This window comes from Marinobacter alexandrii (assembly GCF_005871205.1).
In the GTDB taxonomy this organism is placed as follows: Bacteria; Pseudomonadota; Gammaproteobacteria; order Pseudomonadales; family Oleiphilaceae; genus Marinobacter; species Marinobacter alexandrii.
This window is the reverse complement of the sequence record NZ_SWKM01000017.1, coordinates 57,231-78,769: the sequence shown is the minus strand read 5'-3', so window position 1 is coordinate 78,769 and position 21,539 is coordinate 57,231. Positions and strand designations below refer to the sequence as shown.

Below are 21,539 nucleotides of genomic sequence, written 5' to 3'. Positions count from 1 at the left end.
CACAGAATTTATCAGCAGGAATTGCCTGACGTTATGGCGCAGACTTTTGTACACCTCCGCGTACACTCCGAATACTCCATGGTCGACGGACTGGTCCGGGTCAAACCCCTGATCGGCCGTGTGGCCGAGCTGGGCATGCCCGCGGTCGGTCTTACCGACCAGTCCAACATGTGCTCGCTGGTTCGCTTCTACAAGGCCGCAACCGGCGCCGGGGTCAAGCCCATCATGGGGGCCGACCTTTGGCTGGAAAATCCCGATGAGCCGAACAACCCGTTTCGGCTGACATTGCTGGCCCGGAATAATGACGGTTACCTGAACCTGACCGAGATCATTTCCCTCGGCTACACCGAAGGTCAGCGTTTTGGCAAGCCCATCATCCAGCGCAAATGGCTGGAAGAGCGTCCCGATGGCCTGATCATGTTGTCCGGCGGCAAGATGGGTGACATCGGCAAGGCCCTGATGGCCGAGAAGCCGGAGCTGGCCCGGGAACGGGCGGCCTATTGGATGAACCTGTACCCGGGTGCCTGTTACCTGGAGTTGCAGCGAACCGGCCGGGACGGCGACGAAGACTGCCTGCACCTGAGTGTTGAGCTGGCCCAGGAACTGGGCCTGCCGGTGGTAGCCACCAACGATGTGCACTTCCTCACCGCCGACGATTTTGAAGCCCACGAAGCCCGGGTTTGCATTGGGGAGAGCCGGACCCTGGATGATCCGCGTCGGGATCGTCGGTTCAGTGACCAGCAGTACCTGCGCAGCCCCGAGGAAATGATCGAGCTGTTTGCCGACATTCCCGAAGCCATCGAGAACACCGTGGAGATTGCTCGCCGGTGCTCGGTGAAAGTGCGCATGGGTGAGTACTTCCTGCCGAACTATCCCATCCCCGACGGGATGACCATGGACGACTACTTCCGCAAAGTCTCCGAGGAAGGTCTGGAGGAGCGGCTTGCCAAGACCCTGAGCAAGGACGATCCGGAGTACGATGAGAAGCGGGCAGCCTACTACAAGCGCCTGAACTTCGAGCTGGACATCATCATCCAGATGGGGTTCCCGGGCTACTTCCTGATCGTTATGGACTTCATCAAGTGGGCCAAGAACAACGGCGTTCCGGTTGGGCCGGGCCGGGGTTCCGGTGCTGGTTCGCTGGTGGCTTATGCGCAGTTGATTACCGATCTCGACCCGTTGGAATACGACCTGCTGTTCGAGCGCTTCCTGAACCCGGAACGGGTATCCATGCCCGACTTTGACGTCGATTTCTGCATGGAAGGCCGGGACCGGGTCATTGAATACACGGCCCAGAAGTATGGCCGGGAAGCGGTCTCCCAGATCATCACTTTCGGCACCATGGCGGCCAAGGCGGTGGTGCGCGATGTGGCGCGGGTGCAGGGTAAGTCTTACGGCCTGGCGGATAAACTGTCCAAGCTGATCCCGTTTGAGCCGGGCATGACCCTGGACAAGGCGATTGAGCAGGAGCCTCAGCTGAAAGAGTTCCTCGAGCAGGACGAGGAAGCCCAGGAAATCTGGGAGATGGCGCTTAAGCTCGAGGGTATATGCCGGAACGCCGGTAAGCACGCCGGGGGCGTGGTGATTGCGCCCACCAAGATCACCGATTTCTCGCCGCTGTATTGTGATGACGAGGGCGGTAGCCTGGTTACCCAGTTCGACAAGGGCGACGTGGAAGACGCCGGTCTGGTCAAGTTCGACTTCCTGGGCCTGCGTACGCTCACCATCATCAAGTGGGCCCTGAATATGATCAACCCGCGCCGGCAACAGCGCGGGTTAACGGAGCTGGACATCAACGAGATTCCGCTCGACGATGTTCCGTCCTTCGACATGCTCAAGAAGGCCGAGACCACCGCGGTATTCCAGCTGGAATCCCGGGGTATGAAAGACCTGATCCGGCGCCTGCAGCCGGATTCCCTGGAAGATATGATCGCCCTGGTGGCACTGTTCCGGCCGGGTCCGCTGCAGTCGGGCATGGTCGATGACTTCATCGACCGGAAGCACGGTCGCCAGCCCATGTCCTTCCCGCACCCGGACTATCAGTACGAAGGCCTGAGACCGGTTCTGGAGCCCACCTACGGGGTTATCCTGTACCAGGAGCAGGTCATGCAGATCGCCCAGGTGATGGGTGGGTACAGTCTGGGTAATGCCGACATGCTGCGCCGGGCCATGGGTAAGAAAAAACCCGAGGAGATGGCCAAACAGAAGCAGTTCTTCCTGGACGGCTGCGAGCAGAATGGCATCGACAAAACCCTCGCGGAGAATATCTTCGACCTGGTGGAGAAGTTCGCCGGTTACGGTTTCAACAAATCCCACTCCGCCGCCTACGCGCTGGTTTCCTACCAGACCCTGTGGCTGAAAGCTCACTACCCGGCCGAATTTATGGCTGCGGTACTCACCGCCGATATGCAGAACACCGACAAGGTGGTCACGCTGGTGGAAGAGTGCCGCAACATGAAGCTGGACCTGCTGGTACCGGACGTCAGCCGCTCGGATTTCACCTTCACCGTGAACGATGAAGGCCAGATTGTGTACGGCCTGGGCGCCATCAAGGGCCTGGGTGAGGGGCCGATCCAGAGCGTGGTTGAAGGCCGCGGTGACGGCGAGCCTTACCAGGATATTTTCGATTTCTGCCGCCGCATTGATCTGAAAAAGGTCAACAAGCGGGCCATGGAGGCATTGATCCGCTCTGGTGCCATGGACAAGCTGGGTGCCAGCCGGGCCCAGTTGATGGCGAGTATCGACAAAGCGGTTCAGCAGGCCGGCCAGCAGTCTCGGAACGAATCCGTGGGCATGACCGATATGTTCGGCGAGATGCTGGAAGGAGGCGAAGGCGAAGATGTGTACGCGGACGTCGCCGATGTCCGGGAATGGCCCGAAAAGCAGCGCCTGAAAGGGGAAAAAGACACCCTTGGCCTGTATCTTACCGGGCACCCGTTTGACGAATATGAGAAAGAAGTACGCCGTTTTGTGCGCTCATCCATTGCCGACCTGAAGCCCAACAAATCACCCCAGCGAGTGGCAGGGCTGGTGGTGGCGCAGCGCACCATGAAGACCCGCACCGGGTCCACCATGTGCTTCATCACCCTGGACGACCGGAGTGCCCGCATTGAGGCAACTCTGTTCTCGGAGGCCTTTTTCGAGAACCGCGAATTGCTGCAGTCGGATCAGGTAATCGTTTTGGAAGGGCAGGTTAGCCACGACGATTACTCCGGGCAGATGAAAATGCGGGTGAGTTCGGTAATGGATGTTGGCAGCGCGCGCCAGCAGTTCAGCCGGGGGTTGAAGCTGGCCCTGCGTTCCGATCAGTTGCAAAACGGCTTGCTGGAGAAGCTGGACAGCACCTTGCGGCCGTTCCGCTGTGAAGGCAGTCAGGTCTGGATCGAGTACAGCAGTGACGAGGCCAGGACCCGTATTGAACTGGGTGATTCCTGGCGGGTGCAACCGGACGACAACCTGCTGCTGGAGCTTCGGTACCTGGTGGGCGACCAGTCCGTGGAACTGGTCTATGATTGAGGTAGTTCGGCAAGGTTCTGGGCGCTAATACGGCTGACATATTGATAAATTACGGTTTTGTCAGAATGCGGACTCATACCAATGTCCGCTTTAGCCGTGTTGCCGGCGCTGCTATCTTTATCCCAAATTCTGGTTTGGCGGAGTGTTTCTCCACCTGGCAATCAAATGATGGAACATCATGAACCCTAATTATCTGGATTTCGAACAGCCTATTGCCGACCTGGAAGCCAAGATTGAAGAGCTTCGTATGGTTGGCAACGACACCGACATCAACATCACCGACGAAATTACCCGGCTGAAGAAGAAAAGCGTCAGCTTGACCGAGAGTATTTTCTCGGATCTGAAGCCGTGGGACGTTGCGCGGCTGGCACGGCATCCGCGCCGACCCTATACCCTTGATTACATCGAATCGATTTTCGATGACTTTGACGAGCTGCATGGTGATCGTCGCTACGCTGATGATCTGGCCATCGTGGGTGGCACGGCTCGCCTGGACGACAAGCCAGTGATGGTGATCGGTCACCAGAAAGGCCGGGAAGTGCGGGATAAGGTCAAGCGAAACTTCGGCATGCCACGCCCGGAAGGCTACCGTAAGGCCCTGCGCCTGATGGAGATGGCCGAGCGGTTCAATATGCCCATCCTCACCTTCATCGATACCCCGGGTGCCTATCCCGGCATCGGCGCCGAGGAGCGTGGGCAGAGTGAAGCCATCGCGTTCAACCTGGCTGTGATGTCACGACTGAAAACCCCGATCATCTCCACCGTCATCGGTGAAGGCGGCTCCGGTGGCGCTCTGGCGATTGGTGTGTGCGATCAACTGAACATGCTGCAGTACTCCACCTATGCGGTTATTTCGCCGGAAGGCTGTGCCTCCATTCTCTGGAAGAGTGCCGAGTTTGCAGCCCAGGCGGCAGAGGCCATGGGTGTAACGGCAGACCGGCTCAAGGACCTGGGGCTGGCGGACAACGTCATCCAGGAACCTTTGGGTGGGGCACACCGGAATCAGGACAAGATGGCTCAATCCCTGAAAGATATTCTGGCTAAAGGTGTGTCCGAGCTGTCCCGCCTGCCCAAGGACGAACTGGTCGCGCGCCGCTACGAGCGGCTGACCCGCTATGACACCGGGCGCTAAGCCCGAGAATGGCGCTGCCTGGCCGGACGCCCTGTGTGCTCCGGTCAGGTCACTTCCCGAACACTCCCGCCTGTGGGTCGCCGTCAGTGGTGGCCTCGATTCCGTGTTACTGCTCCATGTGGTCGCCCATTGCCACGCCGCCCGGGTTCCGGTTGGCGCCATCCATGTCAATCACCAACTGCAATCCAATGCCAGTGACAGCGAGGCTCTGTGCCGTGCGTTGTGCGATCGGCTGGGCGTGCAATTAGTTTCCCAGCGGGTGTCGGTAAAGACCGGTAAGCAAAGAGGTGATGTCGGCGGTATTGAGGAGGCAGCGCGCAAGGCACGTTACTCGGTGTTTGAGCAGACTCTGGAGTCGGGCGACCTGTTGCTAATGGCCCATCACGCGGACGACCAGGCAGAAACGGTTTTGTTTCGGCTGTTGCGTGGCAGCGGAGTTGCGGGACTGGCCGGTATGCCACGCAGCCGGACGCTGGGTGCCGGTCAGCTGGTTCGGCCCTGGCTGGATCTTGAGCGGGAAGAGCTTGAGCACTGGGCGCGCCAGGCGTCACTCAACTGGGTGGAAGATCCCAGCAATACCGATCAGGGCTACGATCGCAATTACCTGCGTCACAACATCCTGCCGGGCCTAAAGGCCCGCTGGCCGAATCTGACTCAGAGACTGCGGCACAGTGCCGGCGCATGCTCGGATAGCGCGTTTCTGAACGCCCGGCTGGCGGAGCGCCAATGGGCCGAGGTGGCTGATGCCGATGGGCGATTGTCGGTGCCATCGTTACAGGCGTTGGAGGCGGTTGAGCAGGCCAATCTGGTGCGCTGGTGGATTCGCCGCGAGGGCTTTGAGCCACCCGTGATCTCGGACTGGTCGCAGGTGCTGCAGGAGTTGCTGGAGGCCGGGCCGGACCGTGAGCCTGAGTTGCGCGGCGAAGGCTTTAGCCTGCGCCGGTTTCAGGGTTGGATCTATCTGGTACCGGAGCCAGGATTCGAGCCGGATTCACCTCAGGAGTTGATACCTGCGCAGTCAATCGCGTGGGGAGGCTGGCGGCTTGTCCTGGAACCTGCTGCTAACCCGGAATCGGTTCTGCCGCCAATACGGGTATCTACCAGGCTGGGTGGTGAGCGAATCCGATTACACCCGGACGGGCGTTCGAAATCCCTGAAAAACTGGCTTCAGGAACAGGCTGTTCCTCCCTGGGAACGGCCCCGCCTCCCGTTGGTTTTTGCGGGTTCCGGGGACGATGCCGAGCTCATCGCTGTTGGCAATTTGTGGTGTTCGGGCCAATACTCGGGAAGCGCTCCTGCCGCCGGCTGGCGGCTCATTGTGAAGCGGGAAGGTGATTGAGTCAGTGGGGGGTTTCTGGTAGTCTGGCGTCCCATCTTGAGATGACAATCTCCCTCCTTCACCGAACCAGACAATCATGGAATCTGCATGACGCGTTATATTTTCGTCACCGGCGGTGTCGTGTCCTCCTTGGGGAAAGGTATCGCATCAGCCTCACTGGCTGCGATCCTCGAGGCACGCGGCCTGAAGGTCACTATTCTCAAGCTGGACCCGTACATCAACGTGGACCCCGGCACCATGAGCCCGTTCCAGCACGGTGAAGTATTTGTCACCGACGATGGCGCGGAAACGGACCTGGACCTGGGGCACTACGAGCGGTTTATCCGCACGCCCATGACCCGTCGCAACAACTTCACCACCGGTCGCGTATACGAAGAAGTCATTCGTAAAGAACGCCGTGGCGATTATCTCGGTGGTACTGTGCAGGTCATCCCGCACATCACTGACGAGATCAAGCGTCGTGTAGTTGAAGGCGCCGCCGGTGCTGACGTGGCCCTGATCGAAGTGGGCGGAACCGTGGGTGACATCGAATCCCTGCCGTTCCTGGAAGCCTGCCGTCAGTTGAAGGTAGAAGTCGGTGCCCAGCGTGCATTGTTCATGCACCTGACCCTGGTGCCCTACATTGCCACCGCCGGTGAGATCAAAACCAAGCCAACCCAGCATTCTGTGAAGGAAATGCGTTCCATCGGCTTGCAGCCGGACATCCTGCTGTGTCGTTCCGAGCACGAGGTGGATGCCAGCTCCCGTCGTAAGATTGCCCTGTTCACCAACGTGGAAGAGCGTGCGGTCATCCCGCTGCAGGACGCCAAGTCCATCTACGCCATCCCGCGTATGCTGCACGAGCATGGCCTGGACCAGTTGGTCATCGAGCGCTTCAACCTGGATGCCCGTGCGGCCAACCTGAGCGAGTGGGACAACGTTGTGGAATCCTTGCTGAATCCGGAGGGCGAGGTAACCATCGCCATGGTCGGCAAGTACATGGAGCTGCTCGACGCCTACAAGTCGTTGATCGAATCCCTGCTCCACGCTGGCATCAAGACCCGCACCAAGGTCAATATCAACTACATCGATTCTGAAGACATTGAGCGGGACGGCACCGGCGCACTCGATAGTGCCGACGCCATCCTGGTTCCCGGTGGCTTTGGCGAACGCGGTGTTGAAGGTAAGATTCGCACGGTGCAGTACGCCCGTGAAAACCGGGTACCGTATCTGGGCATCTGCCTGGGTATGCAGGTCGCCGTTATCGAATACGCACGCAATGTCGCGGGCCTGAAGGACGCGCACAGCACCGAATTCCGCTCCCATACTCCTGAGCCGGTTGTTGGCCTGATTACCGAGTGGTTGGACGCCAGCGGCGAGAAGGAAGAGCGTACCGACGAGTCCGACCTTGGCGGCACCATGCGCCTGGGGGCCCAGGATTGTGTGCTGGCTGAAGGTAGCACCATCGCTAACTGCTATGGCCGTAAGACCATTCGAGAGCGTCATCGTCATCGTTACGAAGTGAACAACCATTTCCTGCCCAAACTCAAGGACGCAGGTCTGAGGATTTCCGGAAAGTCGTCCGATGACAAACTGGTGGAAGTCGTGGAAGTGGCTGATCACCCCTGGTTTGTGGCGTGTCAGTTCCACCCCGAATTCACCTCAACCCCCCGCGACGGCCATCCGTTGTTCAAGGGCTTTGTTGAAGCGGCACTGGCTCGCAAGCAGGGAGACTGATGATGGCACGGCACACCGTGAACGTATCGGATATCGAAGTTGCCAATGATCGGCCGTTTGTGCTGTTTGGCGGTATGAATGTGCTGGAATCCCGGGAGATGGCCTTTGAAGTGGCCGAGGCCTACGTTGAGACGTGCGGCAAGCTGGGGATTCCCTATGTGTTCAAGGCATCGTTCGATAAGGCCAACCGCTCGTCGGTGAACTCGTTCCGTGGTCCTGGCCTGGATGAGGGTCTGCAGATCCTGGCTGATATCAAGAGCAAGTTCGGTGTGCCGATCATTTCTGATGTCCACGAGCCTGCCCAGGCTGCACCGGCAGCAGAGGTGTGTGACGTCATCCAGTTACCGGCTTTCCTGAGCCGGCAGACCGATCTGGTGGTGGCCATGGCCAAAACCGGGGCAGTGATCAACATCAAGAAAGCCCAGTTCCTGGCGCCTCAGGAAATGAAGCACATCATCACCAAGTGTGAGGAAGCCGGTAACGACAAGCTGATCCTGTGCGAGCGGGGCAGCAGCTTCGGCTACAACAACCTCGTGGTCGACATGCTGGGCTTTGGCATCATGAAGCAGATGAATGTACCGGTGCTTTTTGATGTGACCCACGCGCTGCAGATGCCGGGTGGTCGTGCGGATTCCGCCGGCGGCCGCCGCGCTCAGGTGACGGATCTGGCACTGGCCGGCATGTCCCAGGGGCTTGCCGGGCTATTCCTGGAGGCCCATCCGGATCCGGACCAGGCCAAATGCGACGGCCCCTGTGCCCTGCGTCTGAGCCAGTTGGAACCGTTCCTGGCACGGGTTAAGGCCGTGGATGACCTCATCAAGAGCTTTAAACCTATCGACACCGCCTGATTGGCGGTGTTCTTCGTTTCGTCCCCCTTTGATTACCTGAAAACTTTGGAGACTGACAACAATGACCAAGATTGCCAACATCAAAGCGCGCGAAGTTCTCGATTCCCGCGGCAACCCCACTGTTGAAGCCGATGTGATCCTTGAAGACGGTACCCTGGGCCGCGCCTGTGCGCCTTCCGGTGCCTCCACCGGTTCACGCGAAGCGCTGGAACTGCGTGACCAGGATGGCTCCCGTTATCTGGGCAAGGGTGTCCGCAAGGCGGTTGATGCGATTAACAGCAAGATCCGTGACGCCCTGTTGGGTAAGGATGCTGCAGACCAGCGTGGCCTCGACAATGTGATGCTGGAACTTGATGGCACCGAAAACAAGGCCAATCTTGGCGCCAATGCCATTCTGGCGGTGTCCCTGGCAGCCGCCAAGGCCGCAGCCGAGTCTCTGGGCAAGCCTCTGTACGCTCACATTGCCGACCTGAACGGCACCTCTGGCAAGTTCAGCATGCCGGTACCCATGATGAACATCCTGAACGGCGGCGAGCATGCCGACAATAACGTGGATATCCAGGAGTTCATGGTGCAGCCGGTGGCCGCCAAGAGCTTCGCCGAAGCCTTGCGCATTGGTGCAGAAATCTTCCACAGTCTGAAGAAGGTGTTGAAGGCCCAGGGCCTGAACACTGCCGTTGGTGATGAAGGTGGTTTTGCTCCGAACCTGCCGTCCAACGAAGCCGCTCTGGCGGTGATCAAGGAAGCGGTCGAGAAGGCCGGTTACGCGCTGGGCACCGACGTGACTCTGGCTCTGGACTGTGCGTCTTCGGAGTTCTACAAGGACAATCAGTACCAGCTGTCCGGCGAGGGCAAGAGCTTCGATTCTGCAGGATTTGCTGACTACCTGGCTGGTTTGTGCGAGCGCTACCCGATTGTGTCCATCGAAGACGGCATGGATGAGAGCGACTGGGACGGTTGGAAAGTGCTGACCGATAAGCTGGGCAGCAAGATTCAGCTGGTGGGCGACGATCTGTTTGTGACCAATACCCGCATCCTCAAGGAAGGTATCGAGAAGAGCGTGGGTAACTCCATCCTGATCAAGTTCAACCAGATCGGTAGCCTGAGTGAAACCCTCGATGCCATCAAGATGGCGCAGGATGCCGGCTACACCGCGGTTATCTCTCATCGCTCTGGCGAAACCGAGGACACCACCATTGCAGATCTCGCGGTTGCGACCTGTGCTGGCCAGATCAAGACCGGCTCACTGTGTCGCTCTGATCGCGTTGCCAAGTACAACCAGCTGCTGCGTATTGAAGAAGCACTGGACGGTAAGGCACCGTACCGTGGCCTAAGCGAAATCAAGGGCCAGGGCTGAAGCCCACCCTTCCATTTTGAGCCACGATCTTTATGATTGTGGCCGCAATGTGATTGAGGCCATCGTGACTGAATGAACATTCAGTCACGATGGCCTTTTTACACAAGCGGTTAGAAGAAGTTGTTGTTAATCTACTCTAAGGTCTATACTCGGCAAACGTCGTTTAATTTTTAATCGGTTAATCCGGAACGGGCTCGGCAATGAAGTTGCTCTGGACCATAATGATTGTGCTGATACTCCTGCTGCAGGTGCGCCTGTGGGTCGGGGAGGGCAGCTTTGCGCAGGTCTGGGCGCTGGAAAAGTCCATTGCCGAACAGCGTGAGGAGAATTCCGAACTGGCGACCCGTAACGAGCGTCTCTACGCGGAGGTTCGTAACCTGCGTAATGAGCAGAGCGCCGTGGAGGAAAGGGCCAGGATGAACCTTGGTTTGATTCGCGAAGACGAAACCTTCTTTCTTGTGGTAGAGAATTGAACTCCTGCTTCGGAGTGTAGATCGACGAGGCTACCTTTCCCGGGAACCGCTACGAGCACATCCATGTGCGCTTGACTGTGGCCATCCATGGCCACAGATATTCCCGGAAAAGTTAGCCTCGCCGATCTTCCGACCTTGTACGGGCACCCCATGACTGAATCCAACCTCTGGCTTATTGTTCCTGCTGCTGGGATTGGCCAGCGAATGCAAGCTGAATGCCCCAAGCAGTACCTCCGTATTGATTCCCGCTTTATTCTCGATATCACCCTTTCGCGTGTGCTGAATGCTGCCCCGTTTGCCGGCTGCATGGTCCCCCTGAATTCGTCCGACCACTGGTGGCCGACTACCGAGTCCAGCAAGGATCAACGTATCCAGACGTGCACCGGCGGTGTCGAACGCGCGGATTCGGTGCTGGCGGCGCTGCGTGCGTTGGCTGGCCAGGCCAGGGACGATGACTGGGTTCTGGTGCACGACGCGGCCCGGCCGTGCGTTCACCGCGACGATCTGAGCAAACTGATCGAAATCCTGTCCGGGCATCCGGTTGGCGGTCTGCTGGCAGCGCCGGTTGCGGACACGCTGAAGAGGGCGGGGCGGGGTGAGAATCCGGAAGTGCAGGAGACCGTGGACCGGCGGCCGTTGTGGCGGGCTTTGACGCCCCAGATGTTTCGCTATTCCGCTTTGATCACTGCACTGGAAAAAGCCCAGGAGGCCGGGTTGCCTGTCACGGATGAGTCCTCTGCCATGGAGTTTTCCGGTACCATGCCGGTACTGGTTGAAGGCCGGCCCGACAACATCAAGGTGACGGTTCCTGCGGATCTGGATCTTGCCGGCTTTATTCTCAGCCGTTTCTGAATTTTTTCTTTCCCGGAGTAGGTTATGCGTATTGGTCAGGGCTTTGATGTCCACGCCTTTGGTCCAGGCGATTCGGTGATTCTTGGCGGGGTATCCATTCCTCACAGTCAGGGCCTGAAGGCGCACTCGGATGGCGATGTGCTGCTGCACGCGTTGGCGGATGCCCTGCTGGGCGCGGTTGCTCTGGGCGATATTGGTCATTTGTTTCCGGACACCAGCGACGAATGGGCCGGCGCTGACAGTCGTGACCTGCTGCGTCGTGTTATGCAAAGGGTTCGGGAAGAGGGCTATGGTGTGATCAATATCGACAGCACGATCATTGCCCAGGCGCCAAAGATGGCGCCGCACATTGAGGCCATGCGCCTGAACATCGCCGAGGATCTCGGTATTCCGGCGAGTCGTGTGAGTGTGAAGGCCACCACCACCGAAAAGCTTGGCTTCGCTGGCCGCGGTGAGGGTATTGCTTGCCAGGCCGTGTGTCTGCTGGAGCCGGTGTCCTCGTGAGTAACAACGACGAATCCACGAGTCGCTGGCGTCTGGACTGGCCGACCTCGGCCGGTGGCCGAATTGCCCGGGGTCAGTTGAAATGCTGCCCTGAAGACTTCCAGGTGGATGAGGATCTGCAGGGAGTGCCCGCAGAGGCGTCGCCCGAAGACATTACCGGGGACGGCGAGCACCTGTGTCTGCGGCTACGGAAAACCGGCGATAACACCGAGTTCGTGGCGCGGGAATTGGCCTCGCTTGCGGGCTGTCGGTCGTTTGATGTTGGCTTTTGTGGTCTGAAAGACCGTCACGCCGTCACCAGCCAGTGGTTCAGCCTTTACCGCCCGGGCAAGGCATCAGAAGATTCCGAGTTTATTGCAAGCGTGGCTGAGCGCTGGCAGGTGCTGTCGGCATTTCGCTCCAGCCGCAAGCTGCGTCGCGGTGATCATCAGGGCAACCGCTTTGTGATCGTTTTGCGGGACGTGGTGGGAACACGCGTCGATATTGATCAGGCACTGGCTCGGCTGAAGGAGCAGGGAGCGCCCAATTACTTTGGTCCCCAACGCTTTGGTCATGGCGGTGGCAATCTGGACCAGGCTGCGGCCATGGATCCGTCCGCCATGGACAGCCGGTCCCGATCAGGTGGGCGCGGTCGCAAAGGCAAAAACCGCGCTGGCAGAGAGGCCTCGAAAAACGTATTGTACTTTTCGGCGGCACGTTCGTGGCTGTTCAATGAGGTGCTTGCTCATCGGGTAGCTGAGGGTAGCTGGCTTACACCGATGGATGGTGAGCCAGGTCAGACCGCGGGTGAATCGGTTCCAACCGGACCGTTGTGGGGTGACGGCGGAACTGTTGCCGAAGGAGTGCAGGGCGAGCTGGAGCACCGGGTGGTCGAGCAGGCGCCGGATCTCGTCCGGGTGTTCTCAACCACCCGAATGAAGCCTGAACGGCGCGCCTTGGCGGTTTTGCCCGGCGAGCTGGTGTGGCATTGGCAGGACGATAACAGTCTCCGGCTCGAGTTCTCGCTGGCACCTGGCCAGTACGCCACCACACTACTGAATGATGTATTCGAGCTTGAGGACATGAGCCTCGGCCGCCATAACAAACAACAAGGCTAGCGGAGAACACAGTGCGTATTCTGTTGTCCAACGATGACGGCGTTCACTCACCAGGACTGGTTGCCCTGTTCGAAGGCTTGAAAGGGCTTGGTGATCTGGAAGTCGTGGCTCCGGATAGGGACCATAGCGGGGCCAGTAATTCCCTGACCCTGAACCGGCCATTAACGGTTGAACAGCATCCGAATGGTTTTCGTTCCGTGGATGGTACTCCCACCGACTGCGTACACCTGGCGGTCAACGGATTGTTCAACCAGTCTTTTGATCGGGTTGTTTCGGGAATCAATACCCACGCCAACCTCGGCGACGACATTATCTATTCCGGCACCGTGGCCGCAGCCACCGAAGGACGCCATCTGGGACTGCCGGCCATTGCCGTGTCACTGGTGAACAACGGCCACTTTCATTATGAAACTGCTGCCCGTGTGGTGCGTCGTCTGCTCGAAAGTGGTCGGCCCCTGGTGCTTGGGCCGCGCTCAATCCTGAACGTGAACGTGCCGGATCTACCCTGGGAAGAGCTGAATGGCTTTCGGGTTACCCGGCTTGGGCATCGTGAACGGGCCGAGGGCGCAATCCCCATGACCTGTCCGCGGGGCAAAGAGCGCTACTGGATTGGCGCCGCCGGTGCCGGTGGTGACGCAGGTCCAGGTACCGATTTTCACGCCGTGCGCGAGGGCTTTGTTTCGATCACACCGGTGCACATCGACATGACCCGACACGAGGCGCTGGTCTCGCTTCGGGATTGGGTTGAGGGTCTGGGGGATTTCGGGGAGACCGAAGCATGACCGCTCAGCTTCAGGGGATCGGCATGACCTCCCGGCGAACCCGCATGCGTTTGGTGCAGCGTCTTCGTGAGGCCGGCATTGAGTCGGATCGGGTGCTCGACGTCCTTGGCGAAGTGCCCCGCCATATTTTCCTGGATGAGGCGCTTTCTCACCGGGCCTATGAGGATACATCACTGCCTATCGGCTATGGCCAGACCCTATCCCAGCCCTACATCGTGGCCCGTATGACCGAGCTGATGCTGGCGCACGAGCCTGAGCGGGTGCTTGAGCTGGGTACCGGTTCTGGCTACCAGACCGCCGTGCTCGCACATCTGTTTGACGAGATCTACAGTGTTGAACGGATCAAGCCATTGCAGGATAGGGCCCGCGATCGGTTACGCCAGCTTCATGCCCGCAACGTGCTCCTGAAGCACGCGGACGGCGGCATGGGGTGGCCCGATCGTGGTCCGTTTGATGGCATCATTGTCACGGCAGCCCCGGTCGAGATACCCCAGGAGCTGTTGATGCAGTTGCGGGACGGCGGCGTGCTGATTGCACCCGTGGGTGAGGAAAACCAGATTCTGGTGGAAGTTACCCGCCGGGGTGACCGGTTTGAACACAAGGAACTGGAGCCTGTGCATTTTGTGCCGCTGCTAGGCGGGGTGGTCCGGTGACCGAAAGCGACCAAACGAGTTCCGAGGGTGAACGCCGGCACCATTCGGCCGCGGTTTTTGCCAGGGGTATGGCCATGGGCGCTGCAGACATAGTGCCCGGTGTATCCGGTGGCACCATTGCCTTTATTACGGGAATTTATTTTCGCCTGCTTGAAGCGATCAACGCGGTGCCTGGTGCAGTCGTTCGTGATCTGTTTCGGGGCCGGCTTCAGGCGTTCTGGTATGCCTGCGATGGCACTTTCCTGGTGTGTCTGCTGGCCGGTGTGCTGACCAGTATTCTCACGCTGGCTTCCCTGATCAGTTACGTCCTGGTCACGTACCCCATCCTGATCTGGAGTTTCTTTTTCGGGCTGATTGTCGCGTCGGTCTGGCACGTGGGCCGTCAGGTCCGGCACTACAGGGCGTTCCTATGCCTGCCTCTGGTTGCTGGCATCGCCCTGGCGTGGTGGATAACCACCTTATCCGCGGGGCAGCCGGCAACGTCACCCCTGACCTTCTTCCTGGCAGGCGCACTGGCCATCTGTGCGATGATTCTGCCGGGCATCTCCGGCAGTTTCATTTTGGTTATCATCGGCATGTACGCGCCGGTTCTGGATGCCATCCAGTCAGCCAATGTCACACTGCTGGCGCTGTTCCTGGCGGGGTGTGTGTTGGGCTTACTGTCCATTGCGCGAGTGATTACCTGGGCGTTTCATCATTTTCACGATGTTGTCCTCGCCATTCTTACGGGCTTTATGATTGGGGCGTTGAACAAGGTTTGGCCCTGGAAACAGACCCTTAGCTGGCGCTTCAACAGCAATGGTGAACAGGTACCGCTGAACGAAGCGAGTGTCAGCCCGTTCACTTTCGCGGATTTAACCGGACAGGATCCCCAGGTTGCTTTCGCAGTGCTGGTGGCGCTGGCGGGCTTTTTGTTGGTGCTGGCCGTCGAGTTACTCGGGGCACGCCATCAACGTAACGGTTAGCGTGCGTTTTGCTCTGAAAAATTTCCAAAGTGTTACCGAATGCGCATTTTGACTGTTCCTCCCGGTAACAGACGTGGTCAGTCAGTAACTTGGATTCCAAGTCAAATTGTGCAATATATTAGCAAGTTACTCATAAAACTTTAGAAAGTTGTTTGGCATGCAGTATGCGTTATACAGATTATTTATAACTGGGTCGTTTTTATTCTTGTGAGATTTTTTCGTGGGTTAATCAATGCCGCCTTGCCGGCTTCCCCGCGGTTCCCTTCCGGTACCCAGGCTTCCTGTTGTGCTCCAAAACATCTCAGTAAACGGTCCGCGTTGGCGGCCATGCTCCTGTTTGTGGCGTTCCTCGCCGGTTGTAACACCCCTGCACTCTACCGTGACGATATCTACAACCCGCCGGTGTATTGGGGCCGGCATGTGGTGCAACCGGGTGAAACTCTCTATGGCATTGCCTGGCGTTATGGTCGTGACTATCGCGAATTGGGCGACGCCAATGGACTGACACCGCCCTGGAACCTGAAAGCGGGCCAGGTGCTCCGGCTCGACATACGCGGAACCGTAACATCCAGCAGTCAGAATAAGGTAGCGGCCAGTAAATCCAGGGCGTCATCGCGTAAGCCGCGGGCAACCACGTCGGCTCAGCCAGCGCCCAAGCCGACGGTTACCCGCGCCCCGAAGAAAGGGGCCCCGTTGTCGTCGCAGAGCCAGACCGTGGCCCGGGTAGATTGGCGCTGGCCTCACGTTGGCACCGTAATTGCTGGATATTCATCATCCGGAAAAGTCAATAAAGGTATTGATATTGCCGGAAAAGCCGGAGATGCTGTTAGGGCAGCAGCGCATGGAAATGTTGTCTATGCAGGCAACGGGTTGCTTGGTTACGGTAACCTGATTATCGTGAATCATAATGAGCACTATTTGAGCGCTTACGCACACAACCGGAAGATTCTGGTGCAGGAAGGGGAGGACGTTAAAGCCGGTCAAGTGATCGCAGAACTTGGTAGCAGTGGCACTGAACGACCCATGTTGCATTTTGAAATCCGCAAGAATGGCAATCCGGTTGATCCCTCCCACTACCTGCCAAGACGTTAATGAGCAGACGGCCCGGATGCTGTCCCTCCTGATCCACCGGTACTGACAGACAGACTATTAGAAAACAACAAAAACGGTCACAGTTGTGACCGGCCAACCAGCAGATGTCCTGAAGAAGAAAAGAAGCCGTACAAAGAACGTTCGCAATAACAAGAAAGACCGAACGAACATCCAGGATTATTGAGAGGCGGGGCAAGAAAAATGTCAGCAGACCAGGAAGATATCATTGTTGATCGTGTCGTGGACGAGGATGAGTCCGAAGATCAATTGCTTGCAGAAGAGAAGGTCGATAAAGCACCGGCCGGTGACGACCGGGCCGATACCGAAGAAATTCCTACCCAGGGGCGTTATTTCACCAGCCAGAAACAGCTGGACGCCACTCAGCTTTACCTCAACGAAATTGGCTTTTCCCCCCTACTGACACCGGAAGAAGAAGTATATTTCGCCCGGTTGGCACGTAAGGGCGAGGAATCCGGCCGCAAGCGCATGATTGAAAGCAATCTACGCCTGGTGGTCAAAATTGCCCGGCGCTACGTTAATCGTGGCCTGACACTGCTGGATCTCATTGAAGAGGGCAACCTCGGGCTGATCCGGGCCGTGGAGAAGTTCGATCCGGAACGTGGGTTCCGCTTCTCGACTTACGCCACCTGGTGGATCCGACAGACCATTGAGCGGGCCATTATGAATCAGACCCGCACCATTCGCCTGCCGATTCACGTGGTCAAAGAGCTGAATCTGTACCTGCGTGCTGCGCGGGAGCTGACTCAGAAGCTTGATCATGAGCCGTCGGCTGAAGAAATTGCGCGCATGGTGGATAAGCCGGTCGCCGACGTGAAACGCATGCTCGGACTCAATGAGCGCGTGGCGTCCATGGACACACCCATTGGTACCGGCGGAGAAAAATCTCTGCTCGACACCGTTGCTGACGAAGGTGCCTCGGATCCGGCTGACCTGCTGCAAGACAACAACATGTGCTCCTGCCTCGAGAAGTGGATTGATCTGCTTAGTGATAAGCAGCAGGAAGTCCTGTCGCGTCGATTTGGCTTGCGGGGCTATCCGGTGAGCACGCTGGAAGAGGTCGGGCAGGAAATTGGCTTGACCCGGGAGCGTGTCCGGCAGATTCAGGTTGAGGCATTACGTCGCCTGCGCGAAATTCTGGAAAAGGAAGGCCTGTCCGGAACCCTGCTTTTCAAGTAATCCCTATCTGATCGTTCTGCTATAAACCGGCCGGGGAAACCCCGCCGGTTTTTACGTTTCAGTATCGTTGCAAATGAGAACCAGGTTCCGTAAGGCTGCCCATAGTCGTTGCTAGAATGCCCTGACCGGGCGGGGATAAGGGTGTCGAACCCCGGTTGACGAATGAAATGCATCAATAATAACGATCAAAAGGAAAGGACTATGAAGAAGGCTCTCTCAACCGGTTTTATGTCTCTGGTTATAGCCGCCGCACTGTCGGCGCCGGCCTCAGCACTGACGGTGGAAGGTGTGGATGTTCCGGACACCTATTCGGCAATGGACACTGAGCTGAAACTCAACGGCGCGGGTACGCGTTCGAAGTGGTTCATGGATCTTTACGTGGGCGGACTGTACGTGCCAGAAATGATTAACGATGACCAGGCCATCATTAATGCCGACGAACCCCAGGCCATCACCCTGCACATTATCTCCGGCATGATCACCAGTGAGCGGATGACAGAAGCCACCCTGGAAGGCTTCAAAGCCTCCACCGAGGGGGACATGGCGGCGATCCAGAACGACGTCGATCAGTTCATGGGCGTGTTCCAGGAAGAGATCAAGGAAGGTGACGTCTTTGATCTGGTGTACCTGCCTGGTGAGGGTGTGAAGGTGCTGAAGAACGGCAAGCACAAGGACACCATGGGTGATCTGGCGTTCAAGAAAGCCCTGTTTGGCATCTGGCTGTCTGATAAGCCTGCCCAGCAGGACCTGAAAGAAAAGATGCTGGGCCAGCGGTAACCGTCACGGCAAGTAGTAAAAAACCGGCACTGAGTGCCGGTTTTTTTCGTTCTGATGCGGGAAAAATTGGCCCTGATCTGGTCTGCTACAGGTACTCGCGCTTGTCCTTGAACTCGCACAAATCCTCAATGCTGCAGGCCCCGCATTTGGGCTTTCGGGCTGTGCAGGTATAGCGTCCGTGCAGAATCAGCCAGTGATGGGCGTCCAACAGAAACTCCTTTGGCACCAGCCGCATCAGGCGTTGCTCCACCTCCAGGACGTTCTTGCCCGGGGCAATGCCAGTCCGGTTGGAGACCCGGAAGATGTGGGTGTCCACCGCCATGGCCATGTGTCCGAAAGCGGTATTGAGCACCACGTTCGCGGTCTTCCGGCCGACACCGGGGAGGGCTTCGAGGTCTTCCCGACGCTCAGGCACCTGACTGCCGTGTTTTTCGATGAGTATGCGGCAGGTCTTGATGACGTTTTCGGCCTTACTGTTAAACAGGCCGATGGTCTTGATGTACTCCTTCAACCCATCCACGCCCAGGGCCAGGATGGCTTCTGGAGTGTTGGCAACCGGGTACAGCTTGTCGGTGGCCTTGTTTACCCCAACGTCCGTAGCCTGAGCCGACAGGATTACGGCAATCAGCAGCTCGAACGGCGTGCTGTAGTTAAGCTCCGTGGTGGGGTTGGGGTTTGCATCCCGCAAACGGGTAAATATTTCGATTCGTTTCTGCTTGTTCATTGGGGCTGACTTTCACCTTACCTGCGAATCAGGACACGTTGCCGGTTACCCGAACCCGCTTGCTGCCACTGGCGGCGGGGGTAGGTTCAGCGAGTTTACGGCGGGCTTCCAGATGGTTGTCAATGCCGTTCTTGAGTGCTATCAGCAAGCCAAGGCCCACAAAGGCGCCGGGCGGCAGCACCATGAACAGGACATCCGGATAGCTCTCAAACGGGCGAATGACCCAGTCCGCAGCCACCGGGCCCAGCAACAGGTTCATGTCCACGAACAGGGTGCCCTGGCCAATCAGCTCGCGCATGCCGCCAAGCAGCACCAGCACAGCCAGGAAACCCAAACCCATCATGACGCCATCCAGCAGCGCTGGTCCCGGACTGGTTTTCGAGGCAAAGGCATCGGCCCGGCCCAGAATCGCGCAGTTGGTGACAATCAGCGGAATGAAGATGCCGAGGATCTGGTACAGCTCGTAGGTGAAGGCCTGCATCAGCAGTTCGGCACAGGTCACGAAGGAGGCAATGATCATCACGAAGGCTGGCAGCCGCACTGACTCCCCGACAAAGTTGCGGATCAGGGATACGGCGAGGTTTGAGCCCATCAGCACCATCAGCGTTGCCAGGCCCAGGCCAATGGCATTCACGACGGTGCTGGTGACCGCCAGCAGGGGGCACAGGCCCAGCACCTGAACCAGGGCCGGGTTGTTGGTCCAGAGACCGTCACGGATGATCTCGCGGGAGGTTTTGCTGGCCATGTCAGGAATGCTCCGCTGTGGTCGTTTGTCCGGCGATGGCTTCCGGTGTCAGGGCTTTGTCTCGGGGCGAGGGCTCTCGGTTGGCCCGGGACCGAATCACCTCCTGATTCAGCCGGAAATACACCAGTGCCTCCTTCACCGCATTAACCACGGCTCGTGGCGTGATGGTGGCGCCGGTGAACTGGTCAAACACGCCACCATTCTTCTTGACGGTCCAGCCTCGAAGCGGGGGTGCGCCCAATGCGCGGCCATTGAAGCTGGTGATCCAGTCTGATTTCTTTAGCTCAATCCGATCGCCCAGGCCGGGAGTTTCCTTGTGGCTGGTAACGCGGACACCCAGCACGGTTCCCTGCAGGTCGACACCCACCAGTAACCGGATGTTCCCGGAATAGCCGTCCGGCGCAACGATGGGCAGGATCAGGCCCGCCGGTTCGCCGTTCTGACGCGCCACCCAGGCGGTCATCTTGCCGTCGGTGACCAGGATGTCGCTGGCCGGAAGAGGGATGGTATCCCGCAACAGTTCGTTGTCGTGGGCGCTCTCGGGAATGATCTCGAACAGCGCCTTGGCTTCGGCTTTGGCCGCCTGCTCCTGAATCCGCTCGGAAGTAAGTGCCTGAGTCACCGCGATGGTGCCCCCGGTAATCACGGCAAACAGCCCAAGACCTAGGGCGCTGCGGCGTACGGAATGTGCCAGTGAAGCCATGATTTACCCCTGATTCCGGCCGGGCGCACCGCGCCTGGCTTTGTGATGGCCATAGGTGCGGGGCGGCGTGTAGTGATCGATGAAGGGCACGGCGAAATTCATCAGCAGCACGCTGAAGGCCACGGCATCGGGATAGCTGCCCCAAGTGCGGATGAGGTAGATCAGAACGCCAATGCCTGCACCGTAGATCAGCTTGCCCTGGTGGCTGGTGGCGGCCGAGACCGGGTCGGTGGCGATGAAGAAGGCGCCCAGCATGGTGCCACCGGCCAGCAGGTGCAGCGACAGCGGCGCGTACTGGTCGGCGTTGCTGCCGAACGCCAGGCTCATGACCCCGAGTCCAGCAAGAAAGCTGACGGGAATGTGCCAGGTAATGATCCGCAGGCCAATCAGCACCAGGCCGCCGGCCAGGAAGGCTGCATTCACCCATTCCCAGCCCCGGGCAACGCCGTCACCGAAACTGGGGTGGCTGGTTACCTCAGCGGCAGTGAGGCTGCCGATCTTGTGTTTGTATTCATCCAGCGGGGTTGCCATGGTCCAGCCATCAACCACGGTCAGCTGGGCCGATGCGATGGCTTGCAGGGTGTCGGTGAAGCTCGGGGCGCCTTGCCAGAGCAGGGCGGGTTCGGCCCAGTTGGTGGTCATGGCCACCGGAAACGAAATCAGTACCAGCGCGTAGCCCACCATCGCCGGATTAAATGGATTGGAACCCAAACCGCCATAAAGCTGTTTGGCCATCACGATGGCCGAGATAACGGCAATGCCAGACACCCACCAGGGCGCAAACTGGGGCAGCGAGAGCCCCAGCAACAGGCCGGTCACCGCCGCGGTGTTGTCTTTCAGGAAGAACGCGATGGGCTTGTTCCGGAGCTTCAGGATCGCCGCTTCACTGGCCAGTGCGACGGCAATACACCACACCACGTTGATCAGGTTGCCCCAACCAAAGAAAAGCGTCTGTGCAAGCAGGCCGGGCAATGCCGCCAGGATTACCCAGAGCATGACCTGTGAGGTCGACCGGGCACGGCGGGCATGGGGTGAGGACTGTTGCGCAAATGCCATGAATAGTGAGC

Annotated in this window: 20 protein-coding genes; 16 read left to right on the top strand and 4 right to left on the bottom strand. The window is 58.5% G+C overall.

Features of this window, described 5'->3' with window-relative positions:
* The first annotated feature begins 33 nt into the window (after window positions 1–33).
* The 16 genes from dnaE to FCS96_RS19545 all read left to right on the top strand — a co-directional run bounded on the left by dnaE (window position 34) and on the right by FCS96_RS19545 (window position 18,300).
* On the top strand, window positions 34–3,516 hold the full coding sequence (gene dnaE / locus FCS96_RS19620) for a DNA polymerase III subunit alpha (protein WP_138442106.1): 3,483 nt from the start codon (window positions 34–36) through the stop codon (window positions 3,514–3,516).
* A gap of 178 nt (window positions 3,517–3,694) precedes the next feature.
* Window positions 3,695–4,648 (top strand): acetyl-CoA carboxylase carboxyl transferase subunit alpha, encoded by a 954-nt coding sequence (accA, locus tag FCS96_RS19615; protein ID WP_138442104.1) that lies wholly within the window; start codon window positions 3,695–3,697, stop codon window positions 4,646–4,648.
* Window positions 4,632–5,987 carry a tRNA lysidine(34) synthetase TilS gene (tilS, locus tag FCS96_RS19610; RefSeq protein ID WP_138442102.1) on the top strand — a complete coding sequence of 452 codons (1,356 nt, stop codon included), beginning with the start codon at window positions 4,632–4,634 and terminating at the stop codon, window positions 5,985–5,987. The genes accA and tilS overlap by 17 nt, the downstream gene beginning before the upstream one ends.
* An 87-nt stretch (window positions 5,988–6,074) precedes the next feature.
* On the top strand, window positions 6,075–7,703 hold the full coding sequence (locus tag FCS96_RS19605; RefSeq protein ID WP_138442100.1) for a CTP synthase: 1,629 nt from the start codon (window positions 6,075–6,077) through the stop codon (window positions 7,701–7,703).
* A gap of 2 nt (window positions 7,704–7,705) precedes the next feature.
* Window positions 7,706–8,551 carry a 3-deoxy-8-phosphooctulonate synthase gene (gene kdsA, locus FCS96_RS19600; protein ID WP_138442155.1) on the top strand — a complete coding sequence of 282 codons (846 nt, stop codon included), beginning with the start codon at window positions 7,706–7,708 and terminating at the stop codon, window positions 8,549–8,551.
* Window positions 8,552–8,612: 61 nt separating this feature from the next.
* Window positions 8,613–9,908 (top strand): phosphopyruvate hydratase, encoded by a 1,296-nt coding sequence (gene eno, locus FCS96_RS19595; protein WP_138442098.1) that lies wholly within the window; start codon window positions 8,613–8,615, stop codon window positions 9,906–9,908.
* Between the two features lie 200 nt (window positions 9,909–10,108).
* Window positions 10,109–10,381: a septum formation initiator family protein gene (locus tag FCS96_RS19590; protein WP_138442096.1), complete on the top strand. Its 273-nt coding sequence runs from the start codon at window positions 10,109–10,111 to the stop codon at window positions 10,379–10,381.
* 150 nt (window positions 10,382–10,531) lie between these two features.
* The gene (gene ispD, locus FCS96_RS19585) at window positions 10,532–11,233 is read left to right on the top strand and encodes a 2-C-methyl-D-erythritol 4-phosphate cytidylyltransferase (protein WP_138442094.1); all 702 of its coding nucleotides are present in this window, start codon (window positions 10,532–10,534) and stop codon (window positions 11,231–11,233) included.
* 24 nt (window positions 11,234–11,257) lie between these two features.
* Window positions 11,258–11,737 (top strand): 2-C-methyl-D-erythritol 2,4-cyclodiphosphate synthase, encoded by a 480-nt coding sequence (gene ispF, locus FCS96_RS19580; protein WP_138442092.1) that lies wholly within the window; start codon window positions 11,258–11,260, stop codon window positions 11,735–11,737.
* Entirely contained in the window at window positions 11,734–12,834 is a 1,101-nt protein-coding gene (gene truD, locus FCS96_RS19575) for a tRNA pseudouridine(13) synthase TruD (RefSeq protein WP_138442090.1), read from the top strand. The genes ispF and truD overlap by 4 nt, the downstream gene beginning before the upstream one ends.
* Window positions 12,835–12,845: 11 nt before the next feature.
* A complete protein-coding gene (gene surE / locus FCS96_RS19570) occupies window positions 12,846–13,616 on the top strand; it encodes a 5'/3'-nucleotidase SurE (RefSeq protein WP_138442088.1) in 771 nt (256 codons plus the stop codon).
* Complete coding sequence (locus FCS96_RS19565) at window positions 13,613–14,269, top strand: protein-L-isoaspartate(D-aspartate) O-methyltransferase (RefSeq protein WP_138442086.1); 657 nt, start codon at window positions 13,613–13,615, stop codon at window positions 14,267–14,269. Before surE ends, FCS96_RS19565 begins: the two co-directional genes overlap by 4 nt.
* A gap of 68 nt (window positions 14,270–14,337) precedes the next feature.
* Complete coding sequence (locus tag FCS96_RS19560) at window positions 14,338–15,234, top strand: DUF368 domain-containing protein (protein ID WP_323053730.1); 897 nt, start codon at window positions 14,338–14,340, stop codon at window positions 15,232–15,234.
* 327 nt (window positions 15,235–15,561) lie between these two features.
* Window positions 15,562–16,326: a peptidoglycan DD-metalloendopeptidase family protein gene (locus FCS96_RS19555; protein WP_171040880.1), complete on the top strand. Its 765-nt coding sequence runs from the start codon at window positions 15,562–15,564 to the stop codon at window positions 16,324–16,326.
* A 201-nt stretch (window positions 16,327–16,527) separates the two neighbouring features.
* Window positions 16,528–17,523, top strand: coding sequence for an RNA polymerase sigma factor RpoS (gene rpoS / locus FCS96_RS19550; protein WP_138442082.1), 996 nt, complete (start codon window positions 16,528–16,530; stop codon window positions 17,521–17,523).
* 201 nt (window positions 17,524–17,724) lie between these two features.
* Window positions 17,725–18,300: a chalcone isomerase family protein gene (locus FCS96_RS19545; protein ID WP_138442079.1), complete on the top strand. Its 576-nt coding sequence runs from the start codon at window positions 17,725–17,727 to the stop codon at window positions 18,298–18,300.
* A gap of 85 nt (window positions 18,301–18,385) precedes the next feature.
* Here FCS96_RS19545 and nth read toward each other — a convergent pair whose 3' ends face one another.
* Genes nth through rsxD form a run of 4 tightly spaced genes read right to left on the bottom strand, consistent with a single transcriptional unit; the run spans window position 18,386 to window position 21,528 of the window.
* Window positions 18,386–19,024, bottom strand: coding sequence for an endonuclease III (nth, locus tag FCS96_RS19540; protein ID WP_138442075.1), 639 nt, complete (start codon window positions 19,022–19,024; stop codon window positions 18,386–18,388).
* 28 nt (window positions 19,025–19,052) lie between these two features.
* Entirely contained in the window at window positions 19,053–19,769 is a 717-nt protein-coding gene (locus tag FCS96_RS19535; protein ID WP_138442072.1) for an electron transport complex subunit E, read from the bottom strand.
* 1 nt (window position 19,770) lies between these two features.
* Window positions 19,771–20,472 carry an electron transport complex subunit RsxG gene (gene rsxG, locus FCS96_RS19530; protein WP_138442069.1) on the bottom strand — a complete coding sequence of 234 codons (702 nt, stop codon included), beginning with the start codon at window positions 20,470–20,472 and terminating at the stop codon, window positions 19,771–19,773.
* A 3-nt stretch (window positions 20,473–20,475) separates the two neighbouring features.
* Entirely contained in the window at window positions 20,476–21,528 is a 1,053-nt protein-coding gene (rsxD, locus tag FCS96_RS19525) for an electron transport complex subunit RsxD (RefSeq protein ID WP_138442066.1), read from the bottom strand.
* Window positions 21,529–21,539: the final 11 nt, after the last annotated feature.